Origin of the sequence: Paraburkholderia sp. J11-2, from assembly GCF_905220185.1 — a bacterium.
GTDB lineage: Bacteria > Pseudomonadota > Gammaproteobacteria > Burkholderiales > Burkholderiaceae > Paraburkholderia.
The window spans coordinates 84,156-110,467 of record NZ_CAJMYY010000013.1 but is presented as its reverse complement, the minus strand read 5'-3'; the positions used below and the strand labels follow the sequence as shown (position 1 = coordinate 110,467).

Sequence of the window (26,312 nt, the reverse complement as noted above, 5' to 3'; positions counted from 1 at the left end):
GCTTTGCATGGCAACCTGATCGTCGTCACTCACCCGCTGCCGCACTCTCCTGGCACCAGATACAACCTACAGGCTGTATTTTCAAATTACAGCCTATGGTTTGTATTTTTGCTTTACAACGTATAGACTGTATTCCACTGCGCCGCGCGTTTCCGTTTGCATCGGCCGTTGCTTCCGTTTGCATCCGCATCTAGCCGCCCGGAGTTGCCGTGGACTACCCTCTCAAGACCCTGAGTCAACTGCGCCCGATTCTCGTCGGCTTCCGCAAGAAAGCCGGCCTCACCCAGAAAGACATGGCCGCGCGGCTCGGCATCTCGCAGCAAAGCTATGCCGCGTTCGAGGCGAATCCCGAAGCGGCGAGCGTCGAGCGGCTCGTTCGGGTTCTGCGGCTCGTCGACGTCGAAATCAAGTTCGGCGCGCCCGAAGCCAAGGCTGCGCCGGTCGCGGCGAAAGCCGCGCCCCGCCCGGCCAAAGCTCCCGCGGCTACAGCCAGGATGCCGAGCGCGGCCAAGCCGCCGGCCGCCCGCAAAAGCACCCGGGAAAGCACCCGCACGCGCACCCGCACCACGCAGGCGGCCGAAGTCCCGCCGCGCCAGTCCGCCACGCGCCGCAAACCGAGAGAGAACTGGTGAGCGCACGCCCCCGTCTACCCAACCGGCTCGACCTGTGGATGAACGGCCTGCCCGTGGGCTCCTGGGAGAGCGCGCGCGGCAACGAGCGCCTCGTGTATCTCGACAGCTGGCTCGACGACCCGCAAGGCCGCCCCCTCTCGCTCTCGCTGCCGTTCACGCCCGGCAACCAGCCCTACCGCGGCCAGATCGTCGCGGACTATTTCGACAATCTGCTGCCGGACAGCGACCGCATTCGCAGGCGTATCGCCGCGCGCTACCAGACGGGCGGTACCTCGCCGTTCGAGTTGCTCGCCGCGCTCGGCCGCGATTGCGTGGGCGCGCTGCAGATTCTCCCCGCTGGCGTTGCGCCCGCGAGCCTCAGGAGCATCAAGGGGCGAGCGCTGAGCGAAGGCGACATCGCACAACTGCTGCGCGAAACCACCGCCACGCCGCACGCGGGCGAGCACGACTCCGTGGACAGCCTGCGGCTTTCCATCGCCGGGGCGCAGGAAAAGACCGCGCTGCTATGGCATGGCGGCCAGTGGCTGCTTCCCGAAGGCAGCACGCCGACCACGCATATCCTGAAGCTGCCGCTCGGGCTCGTCGGCAACATGCGCGCCGACATGCGTACCTCGGTGGAAAACGAGTGGCTGTGCACGCAAATCATCGCGGCCTACGGCTTGCCCGTCGCGCCCTGCGAAATCGCGCAATTCGAGGATATGAAGGCATTGGTCGTGGAGCGATTCGACCGGCGTCTTGCCAGCGACGGCAAATGGATCGTGCGCCTGCCGCAGGAGGACCTGTGCCAGGCCACGGGCACGTCCGGGCTCGCCAAATACGAAACCGACGGCGGCCCGGGCATCGACGCGATCATGCAAGTGCTGGACGGCTCCGCGCAGGCCACGGCCGACCGCCGCCACTTCTTCGTCACGCAAATCGTCTTCTGGCTGCTCGCGGCAACGGACGGCCACGCGAAGAACTACAGCATCGCACTGCTGCCCGGCAGCGAGTACGCCGCTACACCGCTCTACGACGTGCTCAGCGCGCATCCTGTCGTCGGCCGGGGCCGCAATCATATTGCGCCGCAGCGCGTGAGCCTCGCGATGGCCGTGCGCGGGCGCAACCGGCACTATCGCGTCGAGGAGATCTATCCCCGGCACTGGATCGCGCAGGGCCAGCGCGTGGGATACGCAGCGCCGGAAGTCGAAGCGATGCTCGCGCAGGTGGCGGCGCAAACGCCGCGCGTGATCGAAGCCGTCTCGGCGCAGATTCCCGCCGGTTTTCCGGAAGACGTAGCCGACGCCGTTTTCGCCGGCATGCGCAGGCTCGCCGCGCGGCTTACCGCCGGGCTCACGAATTAAGCGCAATCACCCGCAGGCGAAATCCTCGTCGTCGATCGCGCGCGTGAGCAGGTCGAGAAAAGCCTGCATGGTCTGCGGCAGCGTGCGGCCCGCCATCGTCTGGATCTGCAGTGTGCGCTGATGCAACTCCGGGTTCGAGAGCGTCACGGCGGCAAGGCCCTCCACCTCGAGACGGCCGCGCACGGTTAGAAAACCGGTGAACGTCACGGCATCGGTCAGGCGTACGAATCTTTGCAGTGCGACATGATAGTTGCTGACGAACACCGGCTCGAAGATCAACCCTTCGAGGCTGCACGCAATGTCGATGAGCTGGCGGATCGTTACGCCCTGGTTGTTCATGGCAACCGGCCACGGCATCAAGTCGCGCAACGAAAGCGACTCGCGCGCCGCCAGCGGATGATCGTGCCGCATGAGCGCAAATATCGGTGCGCGCTGCGAATAGTGCACGGCAATTTCTTTCTCCGGCGCGAGGCTGAAGCACAGCGCGATATCGGCCGTACCTTCTCTCACGCGCTGCGTTGCAACAGAAGGCGCCGACACGTCCAGCTGAAAATGCGTTTGCGGCCAGGTCCGGAGGAAGTGCGCGAAAACCTGGGGCAGAAAATCCGGCGCGAGGCCTTCGGAACTCGCAACGCGTATGGTCGCGCGGCCACCCTCGCTTAAGCCCCGAATCTCGCCGACCACGCGATCCGTTTCGAGCAGGCTGCGCCGCGCGTGCTCGGCGAGCATGCGCCCCGCCTCGCTCAGCACCATGCCACGCGGCCGCCGCTCGAATAACGGCGTGCCGAGTTCCTCTTCGAGCCGGCTGATCTGGCGGCTGAGCGCCGAAACGGCCACGTAAAGCCGTTCGGACGCCTTGCTCAGCGAGCCGCTGCGGGCCACTTCCAGAAAATAGCGCAGTGCGGTGTTGTCCATGTCGATGAGCGCGGTCTCGTTCGCTTTGCCGTTTCGGCAAAGATAAATCACAAATATTGTAATTGTGAAGAAATATCGGCGACTGCAGGATCGCTCGACGGCCTTAAAAACAGGGGGACGTGAGTTGACCCGTGACACCGCTATTCAAACCGCAGCCGGTCAATACGATTCAGGCCACTTCCTGAACGACCTGCGCCGCCGCGTGGCGTATCGCACCGAGAGCCAGGAGCCGGAAAGCGGCGAGCGCCTGCGCGGCTATCTGGACGAGGAACTCACGCCGCTCCTTGTCGATTGGGGTTTCACCTGCCGTGTCGTCGAGAATCCCGCCCAAGGCGCGGGCCCGTTCCTGATTGCGCATCGCCACGAAGACGATGCGCTGCCCACCGTGCTCAGCTACGGCCACGGCGACGTGGTGCGCGGCTACGACGCGCAATGGCGCACGGGCCTCACGCCGTGGGACGTGACCGTCGACGGCGAGCGCTGGTACGGCCGTGGCACCGCCGACAACAAAGGCCAGCACAGCATCAATCTCGCGGCGCTCAAGGCCGTGCTCGACGCGCGCGGCGGCAAGCTTGGCTTCAACCTCAAGCTGCTGTTCGAAACGGGCGAAGAAGTCGGCTCGCCGGGCCTGCACGAACTGTGCACGCACCTACGCGACGAACTCGCCGCCGACGTGCTGATCGCCTCCGACGGCCCGCGCCTGAGCGCGCACCGCCCGACGATCTTTCTCGGCTCGCGCGGCCTCGTCAATTTCAAGCTCGAACTGACGCTGCGTGAAGGTGGCCACCATTCGGGCAACTGGGGCGGCCTCCTGCGCAATCCGGGCGTCGTGCTCGCAAACGCGATCGCCTCGATGGTCGACGCGAACGGCAAGATTCTCGTAGAAGGTCTGCGCCCGCCCCCCATTCCGGAATCCGTACGCCGCGCGCTTGCCGATATTCGTGTGGGCGGCAATCCGGGTGAGCCCGAGGTCGATCGCGACTACGGCGAGCCGGGCCTCACGTCCACCGAGCGCGTGTTCGGCTGGAACAATCTCGAAGTGCTCGCGTTTCGCACCGGCAACCCCGAAAAGCCCGTGAACGCAATTCCGCCGCACGCGATCGCTTACATGCAGATTCGCTTCGTCGTCGGCACAGACTGGCAAAACCTCGAACGCATCGTGCGCGCGCACCTCGACGCGCACGGCTTCGGCATGATCGAACTCGACGTGGAGCGCGGCGCGCCGGCCACGCGTGTCGATCCCGACAACGCGTGGGTGCAATGGGCGCTGCGCTCGCTGCGCGAAACCACGGGAGCCGAACCCGTGCTGTTGCCGAACCTGGGCGGGACGCTCCCCAACGACGTATTCGCCGACGTGCTCGGCATGCCCACGCTGTGGGTGCCGCATTCGTATCCAGGCTGCTCGCAGCACGCACCGAACGAGCACCTGCTCGGCCCGGTCGTGCGCGACGGGCTGCGCATCATGGCTGGCCTTTTCTGGGACCTCGGCGCAAGAGAAGCCGGTGCGTCCAACCCCGCACCGCATCCAACAACGCTTGCATGAGGACGTCGCAATGAGCATCGATTCCCTTCCCGCGCATCACGGCAGCGAGCCCTGGTCGGAGCCCACGCGAAGCACTTCGGGCAAGAACGTCTCGCGGCTCATCATCGCGACTTCGATCGGCAACGCGCTCGAGTTCTACGACCTGCTCGCGTATGGCTACTTCGCCACGACGCTCTCCAAGCTCTTCTTCCCCGTTCACAACGCGACGATATCGTTGCTGCTGACACTCGGCACATTCGCGCTCTCATACCTCGCGCGGCCGTTCGGCGCGCTCGTGCTCGGCTCGTACAGCGACCGTAAGGGCCGCAAGGCGTCGCTCACGCTCTCCATTGCGATGATGACGATCGGCACCGGCATGGTCGCGCTCATGCCCACCTACGCGACGATCGGCATACTCGCACCCATTGGCATTTTTGCGTCGCGCCTGCTGCAAGGCTTTTCGGCGGGCGGCGAGTTCGGCAGTTCGACCGCCTTCCTGGTCGAGCACGCGCCGCAGCGCAGCGGCTTCATGTCGAGCTGGCAGTTCTCGAGCCAGGGTGCGAGCACGCTGCTCGTCTCCTTGTTCGGCGCCGTGCTCACGGGCGCGCTCACGCAGCCGCAGCTCGAAAGCTGGGGCTGGCGCGTTCCATTCCTGTTCGGTGTGCTAATTGGGCCCGTGGGTCTCTATATCCGCAAACGCATGGACGAAACGCCCGAATTCGAGCGCGTCGAGAAAGCCGAGTCGCCCGTGCGCGAATTGTTCGCCACGCAAAAGGCACAAGTGATTGCGTCGATCGGCGTGCTGATACTGACGACGTCGGCGCAGTACGTGCTCCTCTATATGCCGACGTATGCCGCGCGCCAGCTCGGCCTCGCGCCTTCGTCGGGCTTTATCGCCACGCTCGTGGCCGGCCTGATCGCCATCGTGCTCACACCCATTGTGGGCCACTGGTCGGACAAGGTGGGCCGCACGCGCATCATGTTCGTGGCGGGCGTGCTGTTCCTGCTCACCGTCTATCCGGCGTTCATGCTCATCAACGCGTATCCGTCGCTCTCCACGCTGCTGGCCGCCGTGATCTGGGTCGCGGTGCTGAAGGTCGTGTATTTCGCCTCGATTCCGGCGCTCATGGCAAGCTTCTTCCCCACCCGCACGCGCACCACGGGCATGGCGCTCGCCTACAACGTCGGCACGACCGTGTTCGGCGGCTTCACGCCGCTGGCCGTGGCCTCGCTCATTGCGGCGACGGGCAATAATCTCGCGCCGGGACTCTGGCTGATGTTCGCCGCCGTGTTGAGCCTCGCTACGCTGATCTGGGCGCGCATACAGCTGGGCGCCCGTTGAACCGGCGCCATACAGGAACACGAAAGGGAAATACGCACGTATGTCACACGATTTGCCGCAAGAAGTTCAGGACGCCATTCAGTTTTCCGTCGATCACGAATCGGCATGGGACCGCCACGCCGATGGCAACTTCGGCGTGCACGTGAACGACCCGCCGCCGTGGAACCGCTTGCTCGGCCCTATCCACGACCGCGGCCCTGTGTCCGGCGCCATTGCCGTGGGTGGCCGCCCGCTCGCGCAATGGGGCGAACCTGATCGGCCGGACCTGACCTTCAGCATTGCGAAGACGTATCTGGCGTTACTTGCGGGCGTCGCCCACGATCAGGGCCTCTTGCCCGATCCCGATGAGCCTGTACGCGTGCGCGTGCCCGGCATCGGCTTCGACGACGACCACAATGCGACCGTGACGTGGACGCACCTGCTGCAACAGACGAGCGAGTGGCAAGGCAAGTGCTTCGGCCTTTCCGATCAGGCCGATCACTATCGCGCCGTCACCTTCGGCAAGCCGCCCAACGGAAAGAAAGGCGAATTGCGCCCGTTGCAGGCGCCCGGCGCGTATTGGGAATACAACGACGTGCGCATCAACCAGCTCTCGCTCGCGCTGCTGCATCTGTTCGGTCGTTCGTTACCCGAAGTATTTCGCGAGACGATCATGCGGCCCGTTGGCGCAAGCGAGAACTGGCAATGGGTCGGCTACGACGACGCATGGATCGATCTGGGCGGCAAACGGGTGCAATCGGTGCCCGGCGGCTCGCATTGGGGCGGCGGCATGTCGGTGAGCGCCAACGATCAGTTGAAGGTCGCGCAGATGCTGCTCGACGATGGCATGGCCTCGGGCCGCCGCGTGCTTTCGAGCGAATGGATCGCGCGCATGCGCACGCCCTGCCCGCTCGCGCCGTTCTATGGCTCGCTGGTGTGGCTCAATACAGAGCGGCGCGTGTTTCCGAGCGTGCCCGAGTCGAGTTATTTTGGCGTAGGCGCGGGCAGCTCCTTCATGTGGATCGAGCCCGAGCGCAAAATCGCGCTGATCGTGCGCTGGCTCGACTCGCAATTCGCCGATGCATTCTTCGGCAAGATGCTGCACGCCGTAGATGCCGTGTGCTCGCGCCATGGCACGAGCACACTCGCAAGTTAGCTAATCGCCATTTCCAGCACTCTCGCCACGTGCAGCGCCGTGGCGTTCGCGCCGTCGTGGATCTGGTGGCGGCAACTCGTGCCGTCCGCCACGACGAGATCGGTGCGATCTGCCTGGCGCACGGCGGGCAACAGCGAAAGCTCGGCCATCGCCAGTGATGCTTCGTAGTGCTCGGCTTCGTATCCGAAGCTTCCTGCCATCCCGCAGCATGACGATTCGATCGGCTTCACCTCCAGCCCCGGAATCCAGCCCAGCACAGTGAGCACGGGCCGGAAGGCGTCGAACGCTTTCTGGTGACAGTGCCCGTGCACCCACGCACGCGGCGCGGCGAGCGGATGCAAGGCCAGATCGAATCGGCCAGCGCCTTTCTCGCGCACGAGGAATTCTTCGAACAGGAATGCCGCGGCCGAAAGTTCGCGGGCCTCGTCGCCGTAGCCGTATTGCAGGAACTCGTCGCGCATCGAGAGCAGGCACGAGGGTTCGAGCCCGACAATCGAAACGCCACGCGCGACGAACGGCATGAGCATATCGAGTAGCCGCCGCGCCTCGCGCTTCGCCTCGTCCACCAGACCCGCTGCGAGGAACGTGCGGCCACAGCACAGCGGACGTTCTTCGCCACGCACGTTGTAGTGCACGAAATAGCCGGCCGCTTCGAGCACCCGCTTCGCGGCGCGCGCGTTTTCCGGCTCGAAGTTGTCGTTGAAGGTATCGACGAACAGCACGACCTCTTTGGTGGCCGCTGCAGCATCCGGCTTTGTGGCTGCAACCTCCGCAAGGAATGACCGCCTGAACTGCGGCAGCGAGCGTTGCGGCGCGAGACCGAGCGCGCGCTTCACCCATGCATTGACCAAAGGAATGCGCTCGCCGGCCGCCGCCAGGCCGCCCGCTTTTGCTGCACGACGCGCATAGCGCGGCAAGAACGCGATCATCTTCTCGCGCAGCTTCAGGCCGTGCTTCGTATTCCACGCCGCGCGCGCCTCGATCTTCAGCTTCGCCATGTCCACGCCGGTCGGGCAGTCGCGCTTGCAGCCCTTGCACGACACGCACAGGTCGAGCGTGTCCTTGACTTCGTCGCTCGCGAGCCCGTCCTCGCCCAACTGCCCCGAGATTGCGAGCCGCAACGTGTTCGCGCGGCCGCGTGTCACGTGCTTCTCGTCTTTCGTCACGCGATAGCTCGGGCACATCGTGCCCGCGTCGAACTTGCGGCAGTGGCCGTTGTTGTTGCACATCTCCACGGCTTTCGCGAGGCCGCCAGTCAAGTCGTCGCCGCTGCCGGGCGGCGTTTCAACGCCCGTTAGCGGATCGCGCTTCGCGTCCCACGCCGACCAGTCGAGCATCGGCCGCATCTGGCGCTCGCGATATCCCGGCGCGAAGCGGAACAGCTTTGCGTCGTCCATCTTCGGCGGGCGCACGATCTTGTCGGAATTGAAGCGATTCTCGGGGTCGAATAGCTGCTTGATCTCCGTGAACGCCTGGTTGATCTTCGGTCCGTACTGCCAGGCAATCCATTCGCCGCGGCACAGGCCGTCGCCGTGCTCGCCCGAAAACGCGCCCTTGTACTCGCGCACGAGTTCGGCGGCCGCTTCGCCTATCGCACGCATTTTCGCTGCGCCGTCGCGGCGCATGTCGAGAATCGGGCGCACGTGCAGCGTGCCGACGCTCGCGTGCGCGTACCATGTGCCCTCGGTGCCGTGCTGATGAAAGATTTCGGTCAGGCGGCTCGTGTACTCCGCGAGATGTTCGAGCGGCACCGCGCAGTCTTCGATGAACGAGACCGGCTTGCCGTCGCCCTTCATGCTCATCATGATGTTCAGGCCGGCCTTGCGCACTTCCCACAGCGCCTTTTGCTCGTTCGCGTCGGTCATCCTCACAACCGAGTCCGGCAGGCCGAGGTCGCCCATCAGTTCGACGAGACCATCGAGGCGGCGCACCTGATCGTCACGATTGTCGCCGGCGAATTCGACCAGCAGGATCGCATCGGGCCTGCCCACCAGCGCCTTTTCGATCACCGGCTTGAAGCCGGGGTTGCCAAGCGCGAGTTCGATCATCGTGCGATCGACCAGTTCCACCGCAGTCGGCTTGAGCTTGACGATGTGCTGCGCCGAGTCCATTGCCTGCCAGAAGGTCGGAAAGCTCACTACGCCCAGCGTTTTGTGCGCGGGCAGCGGCGCGAGCTTCAGCGTGATCTGCCGGCTGAAGGCGAGCGTGCCTTCGGAGCCTACGAGCAGATGCGCGAGATTCGCCACGCCGTCGTCGGTATAGGCGAGCGGGTTCTGGCAGTCGAACAGGTCGATGTTGTAGCCGGCCACGCGGCGCAACACCTTCGGTATGCGTTCGGCAATCTCGCCGCGCTCGCGCGTGGCGATGCGCTGCACGCCTTCAAGCAGCGCCGCGAGGCGCGCGCCTTCCTGCGGCTTCTTCAACGACTGGAAACGGGCCTCGCTGCCGTCCGCGAGAATCGCGTCGATGCCGAGCACGTTGTGCACCATGTTGCCGTACTCGATCGAGCGCGAGCCGCACGAATTGTTGCCCGCCATGCCGCCGATCGTGCACTGCGCGGCCGTCGAAACGTCTACGGGAAACCACAGCCCGTGCGGCTTGAGCCAGGCATTCAGATGATCGAGCACGACGCCCGGCTCGACTGTTACCGTACGCGCTTCGGCATCGAAATCGACGATGTTGTTGAGCCACTTCGACGTGTCGATCACGAGCGCTTCGCCCACCGTCTGGCCGCACTGGCTCGTACCCGCGCCACGCGCCAGCACCGGCGCATGCTCGATGCGCGCCACTTCCAGCGCGGCGCGCAGGTCGTGCTGATCGCGCGGCACCACCACGCCAATGGGCGTGATCTGGTAGATCGAGGCGTCGGTTGCGTAGCGGCCGCGGCTCGCGGCGTCGAAGAACACGTCGCCGCGCACGGCTTCGCGCAGGCGACGCGCGAGCGGCGAGCCATGGCCCGCGCTCGAGGGAACCAGATGAATCGGCTTGACCAGCATGCCAGAGGTGCGTGCGCCTTCCATTGCCGGTCACACTCCCTGATGAGAACCTGTGGGCGCTTCAGCCTGCTTGCCCAGCTCGAAGCGGCTCTCGGGCTGCATGCGGAACGCGAGAATCACGCCGCACCCCATCAGCACCATGCTGCCCACGAACGGCAGATCCCAGTTGCCGAAGTGGTCGATCAGAAAGCCGCCCACCACGGGCGAGATGATCGCGGCCAATGCCGAGCCCGTGTTCATCATGCCGCTCGCCGTTCCGGAGAATTCCGGTGCGATGTCCATGGGGATCGCCCACATCGGGCCGATGGTCATTTCGGCGAAGAAGAAACCCGCCGCGAGGCATGTCATCGAAATAACGGGATCGTGCACGAACATCAGCGGCACCAGCACGATCAACGTGATGAGCATGCATACCGAGACCATCCAGCTGCGCGCGCGCTTGAGGTTGCCGGTACGCTTGAGGAGCCAGTCGGTCACGAGGCCGCCGAGCGTGTCGCCCACCACGCCCGCGAGGAACACCACCGAGGCGAAGATCGCCGACTTGCCCAGCTGCAGGTGATAGTTGTGCAGGAAGTATTGCGGAATCCAGCTCAGGAAAAGCCACAGCGTCCAGCCGTAGCAGAAGTAGACGATCGTCACCGGAATCATGCGCTTGAAGAGCGCCATCCACGGCAGGCCAGTCACGCGCGGCTTGGGCGGCGGCAAAATGGCGAGTTCGGCCTCGGTAATGCGCGGGTGATCCTTCGGGTGCTCGGTGAACGTGAACGCCCACACCACCACCCACAGCAGGCTGAGCGCGCCGCAAACGTAGAACGATTCGCGCCAGCCGTAGCGCGCCATCACGAGCACCACGACTGCGGGCGCCACCGCATTGCCGATGCGCGACGCGGAGTGCGTGATGCCCTGCGCGAAGCCGCGCCGCTCTTTTGCGACCCAGCGCGACATGGCCGAGGTCGAGGCGGGAAACGTTGCGCCCTCACCGAAACCGAGCAAAAGACGCGCGGCGAGCAGTGAGGCGAGGCCGCCCGCCATGCCCGTGAGCACCGTGGCCACGCCCCACACAGCGCCGCAGAAAAGCAGCGTGCGGCGCGCGCCGAAGCGGTCGCTCACCCAGCCGCCAATGATCTGAAACAGCAGATACGGATACGCAAACGCCGAAAAAACCAGCCCTACTTCGGTGTGCGATAGCTGGAACTCCTTGCCGAAGCCCGCCGCCGCCGTGCTCACGTTCACACGATCGAGGTAGGTGATGAAGTACATGATGCAGAGCATGATCAGCACGATGCTGCTCGCGCTCGTCAATCGATACCGTTTCATCGTCTGTCTCCGTTGCTGGTTCTATCGGCCGCTTCGCCCTTCTTGCAGGGGCGTCCGGCATGGGAACAACCTGGGACAACATAGGAAATCAGCCTGTCATGCCGCGCCCCGTGCGCGGCATGTGCGTCTTATGTGAGAAAAACGCCTGCTTCAGGCTGCTTTCAGCGAAACCACATTGGGCTGCGCCGCCAGATATTCCATCGCCGCCGGCAAGCCGCTGTCCCTCAAGGGCACGCTCGCAATGCGCAGGCCCATCTCGCAGCCGGCCAACGCGGCCAGCAGCGTGAGATCGTTGCAGTCGCCCAGGTGCCCGATGCGGAACATGCGCCCCTTGACCTTGCCAAGGCCCGTACCGAGCGAAAGATCGAAGCGCTCGTAGATGATCTTGCGAACCGCATCCGCGTCCACGCCTTCGGGCATCATCACGCCCGTGAGCACCGGGCTGTAGACGGCGGGGTCGACGCACTGGATTTCGAGGCCCCACGCGCGCACCGCGCGCCGGCACGCTTCACCCAGGCGCTGATGCCGCGCGAATACGTTGTCGAGCCCTTCGTCCTGCAGCATGTCGAGCGCTTCGGAAAGGCCGTAGAGCAGGTTCGTGTTGGGCGTGTACGGCCAGTAGCCGCTCTTGTTCATCTCGATGATCTCGGTCCAGCCCCAGAAGCTGCGCGGCAGCTTTGCCTGCTCGCTGGCCGCCAGCGCCTTCGCCGAAACCGCATTGAAGCTGATGCCCGGCGGCAGCATGAGGCCCTTCTGCGAGCCGGAGACGGTCACGTCCACGCCCCACTCGTCGTGCCGGTAGTCCGCGCTCGCAAGGCCCGAAATCGTGTCGACGAGCAGCAGCGCCGGGTGCCCGGCGGCGTCGATCGCGCGGCGCACCGCGGCGATGTCGGAGGTCACGCCGGTCGACGTTTCGTTGTGCACCACGCAAACGGCCTTGATCGTGTGCTGCGCATCTTCGCGCAGATGCTTTTCGATCATGTCGGGCTGCACGCCGCGCCGCCAGCCTTCAATGCCAGGCAGGCCGAGAAACTCCGGCTTCAGGCCAAGGCGCTCGGCCATCTGCTTCCATAACGTCGCGAAATGACCCGTTTCATACATCAGCACCGTGTCGCCGGGGCTCAGCGTGTTGGTGAGCGCGGCCTCCCAGGCGCCGGTGCCGGAGGCCGGATAGATCACCACCGGCTGCTGGGTCTTGAAGATCTTCTTGATGCCGTCCAGCACCTTGAGCCCGAGCACGCCGAACTCGGGGCCGCGATGGTCGATGGTCGGATAGCTCATCGCGCGCAGGATGCGATCAGGCACCGGGCTCGGGCCGGGAATCTGCAGGAAGTGACGACCAGCGGGATGGAAATCGAGCTTCAACATGCAATCGCTCCTGTTTTTGAATTTTGCATGCAAAAAACTATAATCCAGTCAGCCCTTACGTAGACAGAGAATTCCGACGTGGTTTACCCCAATCACGGCGTGCTTCTTTGGGGTCCTGTCCTTGGGCTAGAATTCGCTGAAAATCGATGGAAATGCCTTTTGCATGCAAAACCCGAACCTGAACCCCGTCGCCGTTAGCCCGGAACTGCCGCCTATTCCGCGCCAGCAACTCCATGACACCGTCGTCGATCATCTGCGGCGGTTCATCGTGGAAGGCGTGCTCGAGCCCGGCCGCAAGCTCAATGAACGCGAACTGTGCGAAACCCTGGGCATTTCGCGCACGCCGTTGCGCGAAGCGCTGAAGGTGCTCGCGTCCGAAGGCTTGATCGAGATTTCGCCGAATCGCGGCGCTTCGGTCTCGAAGATGTCGGAGGCGGAACTGCGCGAGACCTTCGAACTCATGAGCGGGCTCGAAGCGTTTTCAGGCGAACTGGCTTGCGAGCGGATCACCGCGGCCGAGATCGCCGAGATCAAGGCGCTGCACTACGCCATGCTCGCCTGCCGCGCGCAGAACGATCTGGCCGGTTACTACAGCCGCAATCAGGCGATTCACGACAAGATCAACGAAGCGGCGCGCAATTCGGCGCTGCGGCAAACGTATATCGCCGTGAACCGCCGCTTGCAGGCGCTGCGGTTTCGCTCGAACTTCGAGACCCCGAAGTGGGATCGCGCGATTCATGAGCACGGCGAAATGCTCGAAGCGCTCGACGCGCGCGACGGCAAGCGGCTCGCGGCGATCTTGCGGCAGCATTTGCTAGCCAAGCGCGACGCGGTGTTGAGGATTGGGGATGCGCCTTCGGCGCAGGAATAATAGATCGGCAACCGAGCCGCTACCGACCCGATCCGTTGCGCACGCAACGACACGCCGTTACTTCTCCGCCGACTCCAGAAAACTCTGCGCAAGCTGCTTCCTCAGGTGATCCGCCGCGGGCGAGAGCCTGCGGCCCACGCGCGTGACCATCTGGCTTGAAAAGCCCGCTGCAATCGGATGATCGATCGGCACGGCCACCAGTTCGCCCAGATCGATGCCGCGGCGCGCCGTGATCGACGACATGAATGCCACACCGAGCCCGGCGGCCGCGAGCGTCTGCGCCGTATTGAAAAGATCCACGCGATAGGCGGGCATCACATTCAGGCGCGCGTCGTCGAACAGCGACTGCACGAAGTGCTGCACGCCGAACGACTCGGTCATGAAGATCAGTCGCTCGCCGGCGAGTTCGGCGGGCGCCACCTTCTGCAACTTCGCAAAGCGGTGCGAGGGCGCGACGAGCGCGCAAAGCGGCCGCGACGCAAACGGATGAATGCGCATCGCGGGGTCGTCGGAGGTGCGCGTGCAGAGGCCGATATCGACCACGTCGTCGCGCACGAGCGAGAGCACGACCGGCGTCGGCCCCGAGCGAATCTCCACGAGAATGTCGGGGTACGTCATCGAAAATCGCTGCAGCGCTCGCGCGATCAGATTGCCGATGAAGCCCTCGCCCACGCCTAGCGCCACGCGCCCGCGCCTCAGGTGCCGGTACTCCTCCAGCCGCGCGGCCAGATCGCGCTGGCGGCGCTGGCCGTCGCGATAGTGATCCACGAGCACCTGACCGATCTCGGTCACGGCCACGTTGCGGCCGCGCCGCTCGATCAGCGAAAAGCGCAGCCGCCGCTCCAGCGCCGCCACCTGGCGGCTGATGACCGATGCGTTGACGCCCAGCGCCTCGGCGGCCATGCGCACGCCGCCCGCACTCGCGATTTCGGCCAGATAGCGCAACGGCCGCTCGCCGATATCGTCAATCGCGCCTCGCGCCGCATCTTCCCGATCTGCTTTTCCCCGCACTGCGTGGCTCCTTTTGCGCGCATTGCCTTGCTGCGCCGCGACAATCAACCGTTGACTTAAAGTCAACATTTTCGGCGCTTTTCCGTCATGGGTCGAGTTTTTCGTCGATGCAATACTCGGCCTTCGGCTTTTGCCCAAACCAATTCCAATAAGGAGTCCCCGTGAGCGAGCACCACTACTGCGAAATCGCCGACCTGGCCGAAGCCCGTTCGGAACTCGACGAAATCCGTCATCACCTCCACAAGCACCCTGAACTCTCGTACGAGGAAGCCGACACATCGCGCTTCGTCGCGGACAAGCTCGCGGCCTGGGGCTACGAAGTCACGCGCCACGTGGGCGGCCACGGTGTGGTGGCGTCGCTCAAGGCGGGCACGAGCGCGCGCACGGTAGGCGTACGCGCCGACATGGACGCCCTGCCGATCCAGGAGCTGACCGGCCTCGACTATGCAAGCGTGCACGCGGGCAAGATGCACGCATGCGGCCACGACGGCCACACCGCGGTCCTGCTCGGCGCGGCGCGCCAGCTCGCCAAAACGCGCAACTTCGACGGCACGGTCCACCTGATCTTCCAGCCCGCCGAGGAAGCCGGCTCGGACAGCGGCGCCGAGCGCATGATCGCCGACGGCCTGTTCGATCGCTTCCCCTGCGAAGCGATCTTCGGCCTGCACAATCATCCGGGCGTGCCCACCGGCACGTTCGGCTTTCGCGCAGGCCCGCTCATGGCCGCTTGCGACACCGTCAAGCTGCGCGTTCACGGCAAGGGCGGCCACGCGGCGCGCCCGCATCTGGCCGTGGACCCGGTGCTCGTGGGCAGCAGCATCGTAATGGCCTTGCAGTCGGTGGTGTCGCGCAACGTCGACCCGAACGAAGCCGCGGTCGTGACCGTTGGCGCGTTCCGTTCGGGCCATGCGCCGAATGTGATTCCCGAAGACGCCGTGCTCGAAATGAGCGTGCGCTCGTTCTCGCCCGAAGTGCGCGCGACGCTCGAAGCCCGCATCCGCGCGCTCGTCGAGGCGCAGGCGCAAAGCTACGGCGCGAAGGTGGACATCGACTTTATCCGCGGCTATCCGGTGCTCATCAACAGCGAAGCCGAAACCGAATTTGCCCGCCAGGTGGCCGAGGAACTGGTCGGGCCGGAGCACGTCATCGCGCCATTCCCGCCGATCGCGGGTAGCGAAGACTTCGCGTACTACCTGCAGCAGCGCCCCGGTTGTTTCGTACGCCTTGGCAATGGCGAAGGCCGGCCGATGCTGCACAACGCGCGCTACGACTTCAACGACGAGAACTTGACCATTGGCGCTGCGTTCTGGACGCGTCTCGTCGAACGCTTCCTCAGCAAGGACCGTGCATGAACGCCGCCACTGAACCGCTTCTGAAAACAACCGACGAAGTCGCACTCTCCCCTGGCTACCAGCGCAAGATCGTTCTCGCGGCGGTGATCGGCAACCTGCTCGAATTCTTCGACTTCACGGTCTACAGCTATTTCGCGCTGACGATCGGCCATCAGTTCTTTCCGGCCGACAGCCAGGTCACGTCGCTGCTGCTCGCGTTCGCGGTGTTCGCCGTGGGCTTCGTCATGCGCCCGCTCGGCGGCATCGTGCTCGGCCGCTACGCCGACCGCGCGGGCCGCAAGCCGGCGCTCACGCTCACCATCCTGCTGATGGCGGTGGGTTCCGCGTCCATCGGTCTTGCGCCCACTTATGCGCAGATCGGTATCGCTGCGCCGCTGCTCATCGTCCTCGCCCGCCTCGTGCAGGGCTTCGCGCAAGGCGGCGAATTCGGCGCGGCAACGGCCACGCTGCTCGAAATGGGCGGACAAGCGAGCCGCGGCTTTCGCGCAAGCTGGCAGCTTGCCAGCCAGGGCGCGGCGGCGCTGCTCGGCTCGGGTCTTGCGGCAAGCCTTGGCTTTCTGCTCTCCGCAGAGACGATGCATAGCTGGGGCTGGCGCATTCCGTTTCTGCTCGGCACGCTCATCGCGCCAGTCGGCATCTATCTGCGCCGGCACATTCGCGAGGAGCCGCCCGCACAGCGCGTGGTCGCGGACCGCAACGACCCGAAGCGCGGCCTGTACGTGCGCAACTGGTTCCTCACGATCTTCGCGGTCATGGGCATGTCGGTGTCGACGTACGTGATGATGTACTACATGCCGACCTACTGCATCCAGTACCTGGGACTGCCACCGAAGATGTCGATCCTCGCGGGCGTGGCGTCCAGCACGATCTCGCTCGTGATGTGCCCGATCTACGGCGCGTGGTCGGACCGCATGGGCCGCCGCAAACCGCTCACGGTGATCGGTCGCGTCGCGCTGATCCTGCTGCTCTACCCGGCGTTCTGGCTCATGACGCACTTTCCTTCGCTGCCGGTCGTGCTCGGCGCGCTCATCGTGCTCATGCTCTGCTACACGATGGGCTCCGCGCCCGCTTACGCGTTGATGCCGGAAAACTTTCCGAAGCATCTGCGCGCAGGCTATATGTCGAGCGCGTACGCGATTGCGGTGTCGGTGTTCGGCGGCACGGCTCAACTCGTGGCCGGCTGGCTCATCCATGTCACGGGCAACAAGATGGCGCCCGCGTGGTACATGATCGGCTGCGTGCTGATTTCGCTCATCGCCGTTTCCTTGTTCGAGGAAACCGGCAACAAGGTAATCGACTGAACGGTCGACCCACAAGAACGCCGCTTTGAAAAAAGGGCGGGCGAACGCGGATTGCGTCGCCCGCCCTTTCGCTTCTGAAGCCTGAACGACTGAAGGGTCGAACGGCAATTTCCCGCCAGCGCTCCGAACTTGCGTTATCCTTCATGGCCGCCTATATTGGCCTCTAATGGTTGCGACTCGCAACCAATCGCAAGAAGACCATAGCGGAGACTCTCATGGATTTTGTCGACGTGCCCGCCCAGCCCCGCGAGACGACCATTCTCGAGCTGCGCGAGTTCTCGCGGCGGCTCGTGCGCGAACTGGGCTTCATGCGCACGACGCTCGCAGACAGCGATCTCGCCCCTTCCGCCGTGCACGCCATCATCGAGATCGGCGCGCAGCCTGGCATCAACGCGCGGGCGTTGGGCGATATCCTGCGGCTCGACAAGTCGAACACGAGCCGCCAGGTTGCGCGGCTCGAGGCGGCCGGTCTCGTCAAACGCAAGACCGCCGACGACGACGCGCGCTCCTCCGAACTGAGCCTGAGCGCGGCGGGCCAAAAGTTGCGCGCAAAGATCGACCGCTTCGCCACGGACCAGGTTTCCAACGCGCTGCGGCGGCTGGTTCCCGCCGATCAACAGGCGCTCGTGCGCGCGCTCGCGCTCTACGCCGACGCGCTCGCGCACGACAACCCCAACGAGGAAAGCACGACCGCGTCGACAGTGGGCGTACAGGTCGTGGAAGGCTACCGCCCCGGCTGTATTGGCGACATTGCGAGTCTGCACGCGCGGTTCTACGCAGCGAACTGGGGCTTTGGCGCTTACTTCGAAAAGAAGGTAGCGACGGAGTTGGCCGAATTCGCCGGCGCGTTGCCCGCCGAAGGCCGTGCGCTGTGGCTCGCGGTGGAGCGCGATCGCATACTGGCTTCGCTTGCCATCGACGGAAACGAGCACGGCAACGCAGGCGTCGCGCATCTGCGCTGGTTCATTGTGGACGACTCGCTGCGCGGCACCGGAATTGGCAGGCAGATGATGACGAGCGCGATGCAGTTCGTCGATGCGCACTACGCCGAGACTTACCTGTGGACCTTCAAGGGCCTCGACGCCGCGCGGCATCTATACGAGTCGTTCGGCTTCGAGCTGGCGGAGGAACTCGAAGGAAGCCAGTGGGGCACGAAGGTCACGGAGCAGCGCTTCGTGAGGCGCCGCGCCCGCTAACTGGCATTACGCGGACGCTGCCCGGCGCCCGCGCGTTTCGGGCATGCGCAGAGACACGATCAGCGAAATCGCCGCGCAGAGTCCGCTTCATTCGACATGCGTGTCTCCTCCTCTTGTTCCTCAAAATGCCGGGGTGTGGGCGTTCAGTCCTTCGGTGCGTACTCGCGATCGAGCCGGTCGAAGAGCGGCTTGTTCACGAGACGTTGACGCTCGGCGAACGGCGCGACGATATTCGCGTCTTCGTCGAGACGGCCGTTCGCGCGCAATTGCCCGAGCGCCCGCTGCATGCCGACCACCGCGCCTTGCAGTGCCGCGTTCGCGTACAGCACCAGCGCGTAGCCGAGGCTCGCCAACGCTTCGCGCGACTGCACCGGCGTCTTGCCGCCAATCACGATGTTGATGAGCTGCGGGGCGTCGATGAGCTTCGGCAGGCGCTCGATGTCCTCGAGCTTTTCCGTGGCTTCGATAAAGAGAATGTCCGCGCCCGCCTCGATAAACGCATGGCCGCGCGCAATCGCGTCTTCAATGCCGTGCACGGCGGCCGCGTCGGTGCGCGCCATGATGAGCAGGTTGCCGTCTTCGCGCGCGTCCACGGCCGCGCGGATCTTGCCGACCATCTCGCTTGCGCCGATCACTTCCTTGTTGGCGAAGTGGCCGCACTTCTTCGGCATGATCTGGTCTTCGAACTGGATCGCGTCGGCGCCGCTGCGCTCGAGCGTGCGCACGGTCTGGCGCACGTTCAGCGCGTTGCCGAAGCCCGTGTCGGCGTCGACGATGAGCGGCAGGTTGACGGCGTCGCGCACGCGCGCCGTGTGCTCGGCAATGTCGGAGAGCCCGACGAAACCGAGATCGGGCAGGCCGAACGACATGTTGGTCACGCCCGCACCCGTGAGGTAGAGCGCCTCGAAGCCGGCGTCCTCGATCACGCGGGCGCTCATGGCGTTGAAGGCGCCCGGCACGAGCAGGCCGCGGCGTTCGTTGACCTTGGCGCGGAAGGCGGCGCGGCGTGCGGCAGTGGAAGTGGTCATGGCGATGGCTCCGTTCAGTTGATTCGATCAGTCGGTTTTCAGATGGCTCAGACATTCGCACGACGTAGGCCAAGCGGCAGAAGCCCAGCCCAAGCCAAACAAAACAATACCTCAGCTGAAGGCAACTGCGCCGAACCACGGAGTCGCGCGGAGTATCATGACGAACTGATCGACGCGTCGATTGAACGCGCATCGAACCTGCCGCGGAACCTGCCATCGTGAACTATTTCAATGTCCTGCTCGCGCTTTCGGGCGTGCTGCTTCTGAGCGTCGCCAGCCCGGGGCCGAACTTCGTCATCGTCACCTCGACGGCGGTGGCTTCGCGCCGCGCGGGTCTCGCGACCGGCCTGGGCCTCGCCGCCGCTTCAGGCACATGGGCGTGGATCGCCATCGCGGGCTTGAGCCTGATCGTCGCTCATGTCGCGTGGATCGGCACCGGGCTGCGCGTCGCGGGCGCGGCCTATCTCATCTGGCTCGGCGCGAAGATGCTCCTCACCGCGCGCCAACCCCTGGAGGTCTCGACGCAGGCGGGCGCATCGGGTTGGGCGGCCGCGAAAAAAGGCTATGTCGTCAGCATGACGAATCCCAAGGCCATTGCGTTCTACGGCAGCATCTTCGCGTTGATGGTGCCCGCCGCCGCGCCGCGTTGGCTCGAGGCGGCCGTCGTCGTGATCGCCATTCTCATCTCGTGCGCCTGGTATTGCACGATGGCCCTGCTCGCCTCGCATCCCTCAGTGCGACAGTTCCTCGTTCGGCGCAAAGCCGCGCTCGACTCGGTAGTGGGCGTTGTGCTGATCGGGCTCGGCGGGCGCATGCTCGCAGGGCGCTGAGCTAGCCCGCGCACTGATGGGCGCGCGCATCGCTTCACAATGGCTGCGTGCGTCGCTGCTGACGTTCGCGCTCGCAGTGTTGTCCTTGCTGGCCCACGCGCAAAGCGCGCCCAGGGTCGTCGACATTCCAACGCGGCCCGGCGTCACCCAGCGCTTTCTTTTCATCACGCCGGAGGCGCCGAAGGCAGTTGCGATTCTTTACGCAGGCGGGCATGGCGGCCTGCAACTGGACCCGCAGGGAAACTTCGGCTGGGGCGCCAACAACTTTCTCGTGCGTACCCGCACGCTGTTCGTTGACGACGGCGTTGCCGTGGCGGTCGTCGACGCACCGAGCGACCGGCAGTCGCCGCCCTACCTGGACGGCTTTCGCCTCACGCCCGAACACGCCGAGGACGCGCGCGCCGTGATTGCATGGTTGCGCGCACAACTACACGTGCCGGTCTGGCTCGTCGGCACGAGTCGCGGCACGCAGTCGGTGGCGGCCATCGCCATTGCGCTCGCCAATAGCGCAAATTCGAACGCAAATTCAAACGCAAACCCCGGCGCGGGCCCCGACGGCATCGTGCTCACCTCGACCATCCTGCGCGAAAACCGGGGCGGCGACCCGGTCACCTGCATGAACCTCGCCGCGCTCAAGATTCCCGTGCTCGTAGTGCACAACAAGGACGACGCCTGCAAGCTCTGTCCGGTGTCCGGAACGGACGCGCTCATGCAAAAGCTCACGCAATCGCCAAGAACGACGTTGACGCTCGTCTCCGGTGGTACTTCACGCGGCGAGGCGTGCGGGGCGCTTGCGTATCACGGTTTCAACGGCATCGAAAGCGAAGTCGTGCATGACATCACTTCGTGGATGCTGGCGCCTTGAGTGCGCCGCGAACACGCGTTGGCGACGCTTGCGCACCGCGTCGCGCCTCGTCCTTCAGCCAATCACGAAACGCCACGAGGCGAGGCAGACTCGCGCATTCGGGCCGATAGACCACGTAATACGCCAGCGCCGATGTCAAGGTGACTTCCGGAAAGAGACGCACGAGCCGGCCAGCCGCCAGATCGTCGCGCACCATGACGCTGCGCGCGAGCGCGACGCCGTGGCCCTCTATCGCGGCTTGCAGCACCGCAGCCGAGTTGTTGATCTTCATGCCGCGGCTGGCTGGTGCGAGCGTCACGCCCACGCTCCCGAACCACGCCTGCCACGAAGCAAAGCCCGCATGGCTGTCAACCGAGAGATCGTGAATGAGCGGCGCGCGGGTGAGATCGCGCGGTGCGCGCCATTTGCCGGCGCGGCGCACGGCAGGCGAACAGACGGGGTAAATCTCCTCGTCCATGAGCTTTTCGGCAGCAAGCCCCGGCCACGCGCCCGCCCCATAGCGCACGCCGATATCGACGCCCTGCGCAACGAAGTCGAGCAGTTTCAGGCTCGTGTCCAGACGCACGTCGGTGTCCGGCCACGCGGCCTGAAAGCGGTCGATGCGCGGCAGGAGCCATTTGGCGGCGAACGCCGGGCTCACCGTGACCGTCAGCACACCGTTCGCCGATCCTTCCTTCAAGCGTTCCAGCCCCAGGCTCAAGCGATCGAACCCCGCGCGGATGTCGGGCAGCGCGCGCTCGGCCACTTCCGTCGCCACCAGCCGCGCGCGTCCGCCGCTGCCGCGTACGAACAGAGGCGTGCCGAGCCAGTCTTCGAGACTGCGCACGAGCTGGCCAACGGCGGCAGGCGTCACATTCAACTCGGCCGCCGCGGCAGAAAAGCTCTGATGCCGCGCGCTCGCTTCGAATGCACGCATGGCGTTGAGGTAGACCGGCGTCTTCATGATCTAAAGTTTTTCTATCAATGAGGCACAGAATATCTGATTTGTGGCCGCATGAGCACGGGAACAGAATGGGCGCTGTAGACGTAGCGGCAGATGGGTTCCATTGCGCCAGCGTCGCCCTCCATTCCGTGACTTCGAGGAGTCCACCATGACCCATAGTTTTTCTTTTGATTTTGCGTCCAAGGTCGCCATTGTTACCGGCGGCGGCTCCGGCATCGGCAAGGAAGTCGCCGCGCGCCTCGTGACGGGCGGCGCGCGCGTCGTCATCGGCGGGCGCGACGAGGCGAAGTTGCGTGAAGCGGCTGCGCAAATCGACCCTTCGGGCGCGAGCGTGCGCTTTCATGCCGGCGACATCGCGCTGCCCGCCACCGCGGTTGCGCTGGTGGACCTCGCAACCGAGGCGTTCGGCGGCGTCGACATTCTCATCAACAACGCCGGCATTTTCCGGCCCAAAGCGTTTCTCGACGTAACCGAGGCCGAATACGACGGCTTTCTCGACACGATCCTCAAGGGCAAGTTCTTCATGGCGCAGGCCGCTGCCAAAGCCATGCTCGAACGCGGCGGCGGCGCCATCGTGCAAACAGGTTCGCTCTGGGCGCTGCAGGCCATCGGCGCCACGCCTTCCGCGGCCTATTCGGCGGCGAATGCGGGCGTGCATGCGCTCACGCGCAATCTCGCCATCGAACTCGCGCCCGCGCATATCCGCATCAATACCGTCGCGCCGGGCGTCGTGGAAACGCCGGTCTATCGCACCTTCATGACCGAGGACGAGGTCAGCAAAACGCTGCCGGGGTTCAACGCGTTTCATCCGCTCGGGCGCAATGGTCAGCCCGCGGATGTTGCCGAGGCCATGCTCTTTCTCGCCTCGCCTCACGCTTCGTGGATCACGGGCACCGTGCTGCCCGTGGACGGCGGCGTGATGGCCGGCCGCCACGCCTGATCTGATCCCGCTCTCGTGCGCGGCAATTGCAATTGCCGCGCGCCGCGCTTGTAATTTTTCTACCCCGCTCCCCTCTTTCAGCCTCGCACCGGCGCGCCCCGGCTCGCGCCGAGGCGCGCCCATCGTTCATTCCCGATAAGCCGCCATCACGATCCACATGTCGCGCTCGCCGTTGCTCACTTCGGCCGCCAGCGCGTAGCGATCGTGCGGGCTGCAAGCGTTTTGCAGCGCCTTGCGCGCCTGCTCCGTGTTCTCGTACTCGCGCCTGGCCAGCGGCCGCACCTCATTGCGGCCCTCGAACATCTTCTGGTCCTGGCGGTAGATGAGCGTTTCCGTTTTCCATGCACGAAAGCATTCCCTCACATGCTGGAAATCGCCGCCGCAAACATTCACTTCGTAGCGTGGGGTTGACTTCATGATCGACTGCCTCCTTTGCCGGTTCGGAGCGCGCAAGCCGTTTTCCTCACGCCTCGCGCGCACACCTACGTCGATGCATGGAGCATGCCGGGCCCTGCTGCGCGCAGCAGGCGGTGATTGCTCCCGTTAAGAAAGCGAATCGAAAGCTTTGCAAAGCGTCCGGCCGCAAGCTCTCCGACAAAATCGCAGGCTTTTCCACGCCGTCATTGGGGTCTAGCCCAACTCTTATATAAGACATAAGACATTTGACGTTAGACGGCATTCCAATTAAAATTGCGCTCAAAGCAGTGCCTGGAAAAGCATCGAAGTGCCCGAAAAGCCTTCGCCTTCAAACGCAATACCAGTAGGTCCCCCAATGCTTGAAAACTATCGCGCTCACGTAGCCGCACGCGCCGCGCTCGGCATTCCCCCCCTGCCTCTCACGGCTCAGCAGACCGCCGAACTGGTGGAACTGCTGGCAAACCCGCCCGCGGGCGAAGAGCAAACGCTGGTCGACCTGATCACGAACCGCGTGCCCGCAGGCGTTGACGAAGCTGCCCGCGTGAAGGCTGGCTTCCTCGCCGCCGTGGCCAAGGGCGAAACCGCCTGCGCGCTGATCTCGCGCGCTCGCGCCACCGAACTGCTCGGCACGATGCTGGGCGGCTACAACATCGCCCCGCTGATCGAGCTGCTGGCCGACGCCGAAGTGGGCAAGGTGGCCGCCGAGTCGCTGAAGAAAACCCTGCTGATGTTCGACCAGTTCCACGACGTCAAGGAACTGGCCGACAAGGGCAACGCCAACGCCAAGGCCGTGCTGCAAAGCTGGGCCGACGCCGAATGGTTCACGAGCCGTCCGGAAGTGCCGCAAAGCCTGACCATCACCGTGTTCAAGGTGACGGGCGAAACCAACACCGACGACCTCTCGCCGGCCCCGGACGCCACCACCCGCCCGGACATCCCGATGCACGCGCTCGCCATGCTGAAGAACGCGCGCCCCGGCATCACTCCGGAAGAAGACGGCAAGCGCGGCCCGATCAAGTTCATCGAATCGCTGAAGGAAAAGGGTCACCTGGTCGCCTACGTGGGCGACGTGGTCGGCACCGGCTCCTCGCGCAAGTCGGCCACCAACTCGGTGCTGTGGTTCACGGGTGAAGACATCCCCTTCATCCCGAACAAGCGCTTTGGCGGCGTGTGCCTCGGCGGCAAGATCGCTCCGATCTTCTACAACACGATGGAAGACGCCGGCGCGCTGCCGATCGAACTCGACGTGTCGAAGATGGAAATGGGCGACGTCGTCGAACTGCGTCCGTACGAAGGCAAGGCACTGAAGAACGGCGAAGTTATCTCCGAATTCCAGGTCAAGTCCGACGTGCTGTTCGACGAAGTGCGCGCCGGCGGCCGCATTCCGCTGATCATCGGCCGCGGCCTGACCGCCAAGGCGCGTGAAGCGCTGGGTCTGGCCCCGTCGACGCTGTTCCGCCTGCCGCAGCAGCCGGCCGACAGCGGCAAGGGCTTCTCGCTCGCGCAGAAGATGGTTGGCCGCGCGTGCGGTCTGCCGGAAGGCCAGGGCGTGCGCCCGGGCACGTACTGCGAACCGAAGATGACCTCGGTGGGCTCGCAGGACACCACGGGCCCGATGACGCGCGACGAACTGAAGGACCTCGCGTGCCTCGGCTTCTCGGCCGACCTCGTCATGCAGTCGTTCTGCCACACGGCAGCCTATCCGAAGCCGGTTGACGTCAAGACGCACCAGACGCTGCCGAACTTCATCAGCACGCGCGGCGGTATCGCGCTGCGTCCGGGCGACGGCGTGATCCACTCGTGGCTGAACCGCATGCTGCTGCCCGACACCGTCGGCACCGGCGGCGACTCGCACACGCGCTTCCCGATCGGTATCAGCTTCCCGGCAGGTTCGGGTCTGGTCGCCTTCGCCGCCGCCACCGGCACGATGCCGCTGGACATGCCGGAATCGGTGCTCGTGCGCTTCAAGGGCAAGATGCAGCCGGGCGTGACCCTGCGTGACCTCGTCAACGCGATCCCGCTGTGGGCCATCAAGCAAGGCACGCTGACGGTCGCCAAGCAAGGCAAGAAGAACATTTTCTCGGGCCGCATTCTCGAAATCGAAGGCCTGCCCGACCTGAAGGTCGAGCAAGCGTTCGAACTGTCGGATGCATCGGCTGAGCGTTCGGCCGCCGGTTGCACGGTGCACCTGAACAAGGAACCGATCATCGAATACCTCAACAGCAACATCACGCTGCTGAAGTGGATGATCGCCCAGGGCTACCAGGACCCGCGCAGCCTCCAGCGCCGTATCAAGGCGATGGAAGCGTGGCTCGCCGACCCGCAATTGCTGCAACCGGATGCGGACGCCGAGTACGCTGCCGTCATCGAAATCGATCTGGCCGACATTCACGAGCCGATCGTGGCCTGCCCGAACGATCCGGACGACGTGAAGACGCTGTCGGACGTGGCCGGCGCCAAGATCGACGAAGTGTTCATCGGTTCGTGCATGACCAACATTGGTCACTTCCGTGCCGCGTCGAAGCTGCTCGAAGGCAAGCGTGACATTCCGGTCAAGCTGTGGGTCGCGCCGCCGACCAAGATGGACCAGAAGCAGCTGACCGAGGAAGGCCACTACGGCGTGTTCGGCACGGCGGGTGCGCGTACCGAAATGCCGGGCTGCTCGCTGTGCATGGGTAACCAGGCACAGGTGCGCGAAGGCGCAACGGTCATGTCGACCTCGACGCGTAACTTCCCGAACCGTCTGGGCAAGAACACGAACGTGTACCTCGGCTCGGCGGAACTGGCTGCGATCTGCTCGCGTCTGGGCAAGATCCCGACCAAGGAAGAGTACATGGCCGACATGGGCGTGCTCAACGCCAACGGCGACAAGATCTATCAGTACATGAACTTCGACAAGATCGAAGACTTCAAGGAAGTCGCCGATACGGTGACGATGTAAGTGTGATGTTGGGGTACGGTGCGGGGGTTTTGTCGTTGTAGCGCCCCACC

The 26,312-nt window shown here is 64.8% G+C and carries 21 protein-coding genes; 13 read left to right on the top strand and 8 right to left on the bottom strand.

The window, feature by feature from the left end:
- Window positions 1–209 precede the first annotated feature (209 nt).
- Both U5A57_RS19460 and U5A57_RS19455 read left to right on the top strand, forming a co-directional pair.
- Window positions 210–632 (top strand): helix-turn-helix transcriptional regulator, encoded by a 423-nt coding sequence (locus U5A57_RS19460; RefSeq protein ID WP_321913293.1) that lies wholly within the window; start codon window positions 210–212, stop codon window positions 630–632.
- Window positions 629–1,972: a type II toxin-antitoxin system HipA family toxin gene (locus tag U5A57_RS19455; RefSeq protein ID WP_415764026.1), complete on the top strand. Its 1,344-nt coding sequence runs from the start codon at window positions 629–631 to the stop codon at window positions 1,970–1,972. Before U5A57_RS19460 ends, U5A57_RS19455 begins: the two co-directional genes overlap by 4 nt.
- 6 nt (window positions 1,973–1,978) lie before the next feature.
- Here U5A57_RS19455 and U5A57_RS19450 read toward each other — a convergent pair whose 3' ends face one another.
- Window positions 1,979–2,887 (bottom strand): LysR family transcriptional regulator, encoded by a 909-nt coding sequence (locus U5A57_RS19450; protein WP_321913292.1) that lies wholly within the window; start codon window positions 2,885–2,887, stop codon window positions 1,979–1,981.
- 124 nt (window positions 2,888–3,011) lie between these two features.
- Here U5A57_RS19450 and U5A57_RS19445 point away from each other — a divergent pair, with 124 nt between their 5' ends.
- The 3 genes from U5A57_RS19445 to U5A57_RS19435 are packed head-to-tail and all read left to right on the top strand — an operon-like array spanning window position 3,012 to window position 6,886.
- Entirely contained in the window at window positions 3,012–4,430 is a 1,419-nt protein-coding gene (locus U5A57_RS19445; RefSeq protein WP_321913291.1) for a M20 family metallopeptidase, read from the top strand.
- Window positions 4,431–4,440: 10 nt separating this feature from the next.
- Window positions 4,441–5,751 (top strand): MFS transporter, encoded by a 1,311-nt coding sequence (locus U5A57_RS19440; protein ID WP_321913290.1) that lies wholly within the window; start codon window positions 4,441–4,443, stop codon window positions 5,749–5,751.
- Window positions 5,752–5,791: 40 nt separating this feature from the next.
- Entirely contained in the window at window positions 5,792–6,886 is a 1,095-nt protein-coding gene (locus U5A57_RS19435) for a serine hydrolase domain-containing protein (RefSeq protein WP_321913289.1), read from the top strand.
- Here the strand turns inward: U5A57_RS19435 and U5A57_RS19430 are convergent.
- The 3 genes from U5A57_RS19430 to U5A57_RS19420 all read right to left on the bottom strand — a co-directional run bounded on the left by U5A57_RS19430 (window position 6,883) and on the right by U5A57_RS19420 (window position 12,567).
- Complete coding sequence (locus U5A57_RS19430) at window positions 6,883–9,906, bottom strand: FAD-binding and (Fe-S)-binding domain-containing protein (protein ID WP_321913288.1); 3,024 nt, start codon at window positions 9,904–9,906, stop codon at window positions 6,883–6,885. The genes U5A57_RS19435 and U5A57_RS19430 overlap by 4 nt on opposite strands.
- A gap of 6 nt (window positions 9,907–9,912) precedes the next feature.
- On the bottom strand, window positions 9,913–11,199 hold the full coding sequence (locus U5A57_RS19425) for an MFS transporter (protein ID WP_321913287.1): 1,287 nt from the start codon (window positions 11,197–11,199) through the stop codon (window positions 9,913–9,915).
- Between the two features lie 150 nt (window positions 11,200–11,349).
- Window positions 11,350–12,567, bottom strand: a complete 1,218-nt coding sequence (locus U5A57_RS19420; RefSeq protein WP_321913286.1) for a pyridoxal-phosphate-dependent aminotransferase family protein — start codon at window positions 12,565–12,567, stop codon at window positions 11,350–11,352.
- Between the two features lie 163 nt (window positions 12,568–12,730).
- On the opposite strand from U5A57_RS19420, the gene U5A57_RS19415 reads away from it, so the two are divergent.
- Complete coding sequence (locus U5A57_RS19415; RefSeq protein ID WP_321913285.1) at window positions 12,731–13,438, top strand: GntR family transcriptional regulator; 708 nt, start codon at window positions 12,731–12,733, stop codon at window positions 13,436–13,438.
- Window positions 13,439–13,495: 57 nt separating this feature from the next.
- On the opposite strand, the gene U5A57_RS19410 is transcribed toward U5A57_RS19415, so the two are convergent.
- Window positions 13,496–14,449, bottom strand: coding sequence for a LysR family transcriptional regulator (locus tag U5A57_RS19410; RefSeq protein WP_321913284.1), 954 nt, complete (start codon window positions 14,447–14,449; stop codon window positions 13,496–13,498).
- 161 nt (window positions 14,450–14,610) lie between these two features.
- Between U5A57_RS19410 and U5A57_RS19405 the strand changes: the two genes are divergently transcribed.
- The 3 genes from U5A57_RS19405 to U5A57_RS19395 all read left to right on the top strand — a co-directional run bounded on the left by U5A57_RS19405 (window position 14,611) and on the right by U5A57_RS19395 (window position 18,298).
- Complete coding sequence (locus tag U5A57_RS19405; RefSeq protein ID WP_321913283.1) at window positions 14,611–15,801, top strand: M20 aminoacylase family protein; 1,191 nt, start codon at window positions 14,611–14,613, stop codon at window positions 15,799–15,801.
- Window positions 15,798–17,102: an MFS transporter gene (locus U5A57_RS19400; RefSeq protein WP_321913282.1), complete on the top strand. Its 1,305-nt coding sequence runs from the start codon at window positions 15,798–15,800 to the stop codon at window positions 17,100–17,102. Before U5A57_RS19405 ends, U5A57_RS19400 begins: the two co-directional genes overlap by 4 nt.
- Window positions 17,103–17,317: 215 nt before the next feature.
- Window positions 17,318–18,298 carry a helix-turn-helix domain-containing GNAT family N-acetyltransferase gene (locus tag U5A57_RS19395; protein ID WP_321913281.1) on the top strand — a complete coding sequence of 327 codons (981 nt, stop codon included), beginning with the start codon at window positions 17,318–17,320 and terminating at the stop codon, window positions 18,296–18,298.
- Between the two features lie 143 nt (window positions 18,299–18,441).
- On the opposite strand, the gene U5A57_RS19390 is transcribed toward U5A57_RS19395, so the two are convergent.
- On the bottom strand, window positions 18,442–19,326 hold the full coding sequence (locus U5A57_RS19390) for an oxaloacetate decarboxylase (RefSeq protein ID WP_321913280.1): 885 nt from the start codon (window positions 19,324–19,326) through the stop codon (window positions 18,442–18,444).
- 218 nt (window positions 19,327–19,544) lie between these two features.
- On the opposite strand from U5A57_RS19390, the gene U5A57_RS19385 reads away from it, so the two are divergent.
- Complete coding sequence (locus tag U5A57_RS19385; protein WP_415774065.1) at window positions 19,545–20,156, top strand: LysE family translocator; 612 nt, start codon at window positions 19,545–19,547, stop codon at window positions 20,154–20,156.
- 16 nt (window positions 20,157–20,172) lie between these two features.
- Window positions 20,173–21,021, top strand: a complete 849-nt coding sequence (locus U5A57_RS19380; protein ID WP_321913279.1) for an alpha/beta hydrolase — start codon at window positions 20,173–20,175, stop codon at window positions 21,019–21,021.
- On the opposite strand, the gene gcvA is transcribed toward U5A57_RS19380, so the two are convergent.
- On the bottom strand, window positions 20,996–21,964 hold the full coding sequence (gcvA, locus tag U5A57_RS19375) for a transcriptional regulator GcvA (protein ID WP_321913278.1): 969 nt from the start codon (window positions 21,962–21,964) through the stop codon (window positions 20,996–20,998). The genes U5A57_RS19380 and gcvA overlap by 26 nt on opposite strands.
- A 148-nt stretch (window positions 21,965–22,112) precedes the next feature.
- On the opposite strand from gcvA, the gene U5A57_RS19370 reads away from it, so the two are divergent.
- A complete protein-coding gene (locus U5A57_RS19370; RefSeq protein WP_321913277.1) occupies window positions 22,113–22,904 on the top strand; it encodes an SDR family oxidoreductase in 792 nt (263 codons plus the stop codon).
- 126 nt (window positions 22,905–23,030) lie between these two features.
- On the opposite strand, the gene U5A57_RS19365 is transcribed toward U5A57_RS19370, so the two are convergent.
- Window positions 23,031–23,321, bottom strand: a complete 291-nt coding sequence (locus tag U5A57_RS19365) for a hypothetical protein (protein ID WP_321913276.1) — start codon at window positions 23,319–23,321, stop codon at window positions 23,031–23,033.
- Window positions 23,322–23,676: 355 nt separating this feature from the next.
- On the opposite strand from U5A57_RS19365, the gene acnB reads away from it, so the two are divergent.
- Entirely contained in the window at window positions 23,677–26,262 is a 2,586-nt protein-coding gene (acnB, locus tag U5A57_RS19360; RefSeq protein WP_321913275.1) for a bifunctional aconitate hydratase 2/2-methylisocitrate dehydratase, read from the top strand.
- Window positions 26,263–26,312 lie beyond the last annotated feature (50 nt).

Coding starts and splice junctions, on each gene's coding strand:
- U5A57_RS19390 (WP_321913280.1), bottom strand. CDS start 19,326: ATGACCACTTCCACTGCCGCACGCCGCGCCGCCTTCCGCGCCAAGGTC.
- U5A57_RS19395 (WP_321913281.1), top strand. CDS start 17,318: ATGGATTTTGTCGACGTGCCCGCCCAGCCCCGCGAGACGACCATTCTC.
- acnB (WP_321913275.1), top strand. CDS start 23,677: ATGCTTGAAAACTATCGCGCTCACGTAGCCGCACGCGCCGCGCTCGGC.
- U5A57_RS19415 (WP_321913285.1), top strand. CDS start 12,731: ATGCAAAACCCGAACCTGAACCCCGTCGCCGTTAGCCCGGAACTGCCG.
- U5A57_RS19400 (WP_321913282.1), top strand. CDS start 15,798: ATGAACGCCGCCACTGAACCGCTTCTGAAAACAACCGACGAAGTCGCA.
- U5A57_RS19440 (WP_321913290.1), top strand. CDS start 4,441: ATGAGCATCGATTCCCTTCCCGCGCATCACGGCAGCGAGCCCTGGTCG.
- U5A57_RS19450 (WP_321913292.1), bottom strand. CDS start 2,887: ATGGACAACACCGCACTGCGCTATTTTCTGGAAGTGGCCCGCAGCGGC.
- gcvA (WP_321913278.1), bottom strand. CDS start 21,964: ATGAAGACGCCGGTCTACCTCAACGCCATGCGTGCATTCGAAGCGAGC.
- U5A57_RS19380 (WP_321913279.1), top strand. CDS start 20,173: ATGGGCGCGCGCATCGCTTCACAATGGCTGCGTGCGTCGCTGCTGACG.
- U5A57_RS19420 (WP_321913286.1), bottom strand. CDS start 12,567: ATGTTGAAGCTCGATTTCCATCCCGCTGGTCGTCACTTCCTGCAGATT.
- U5A57_RS19425 (WP_321913287.1), bottom strand. CDS start 11,199: ATGAAACGGTATCGATTGACGAGCGCGAGCAGCATCGTGCTGATCATG.
- U5A57_RS19370 (WP_321913277.1), top strand. CDS start 22,113: ATGACCCATAGTTTTTCTTTTGATTTTGCGTCCAAGGTCGCCATTGTT.
- U5A57_RS19435 (WP_321913289.1), top strand. CDS start 5,792: ATGTCACACGATTTGCCGCAAGAAGTTCAGGACGCCATTCAGTTTTCC.
- U5A57_RS19430 (WP_321913288.1), bottom strand. CDS start 9,906: ATGGAAGGCGCACGCACCTCTGGCATGCTGGTCAAGCCGATTCATCTG.
- U5A57_RS19365 (WP_321913276.1), bottom strand. CDS start 23,321: ATGAAGTCAACCCCACGCTACGAAGTGAATGTTTGCGGCGGCGATTTC.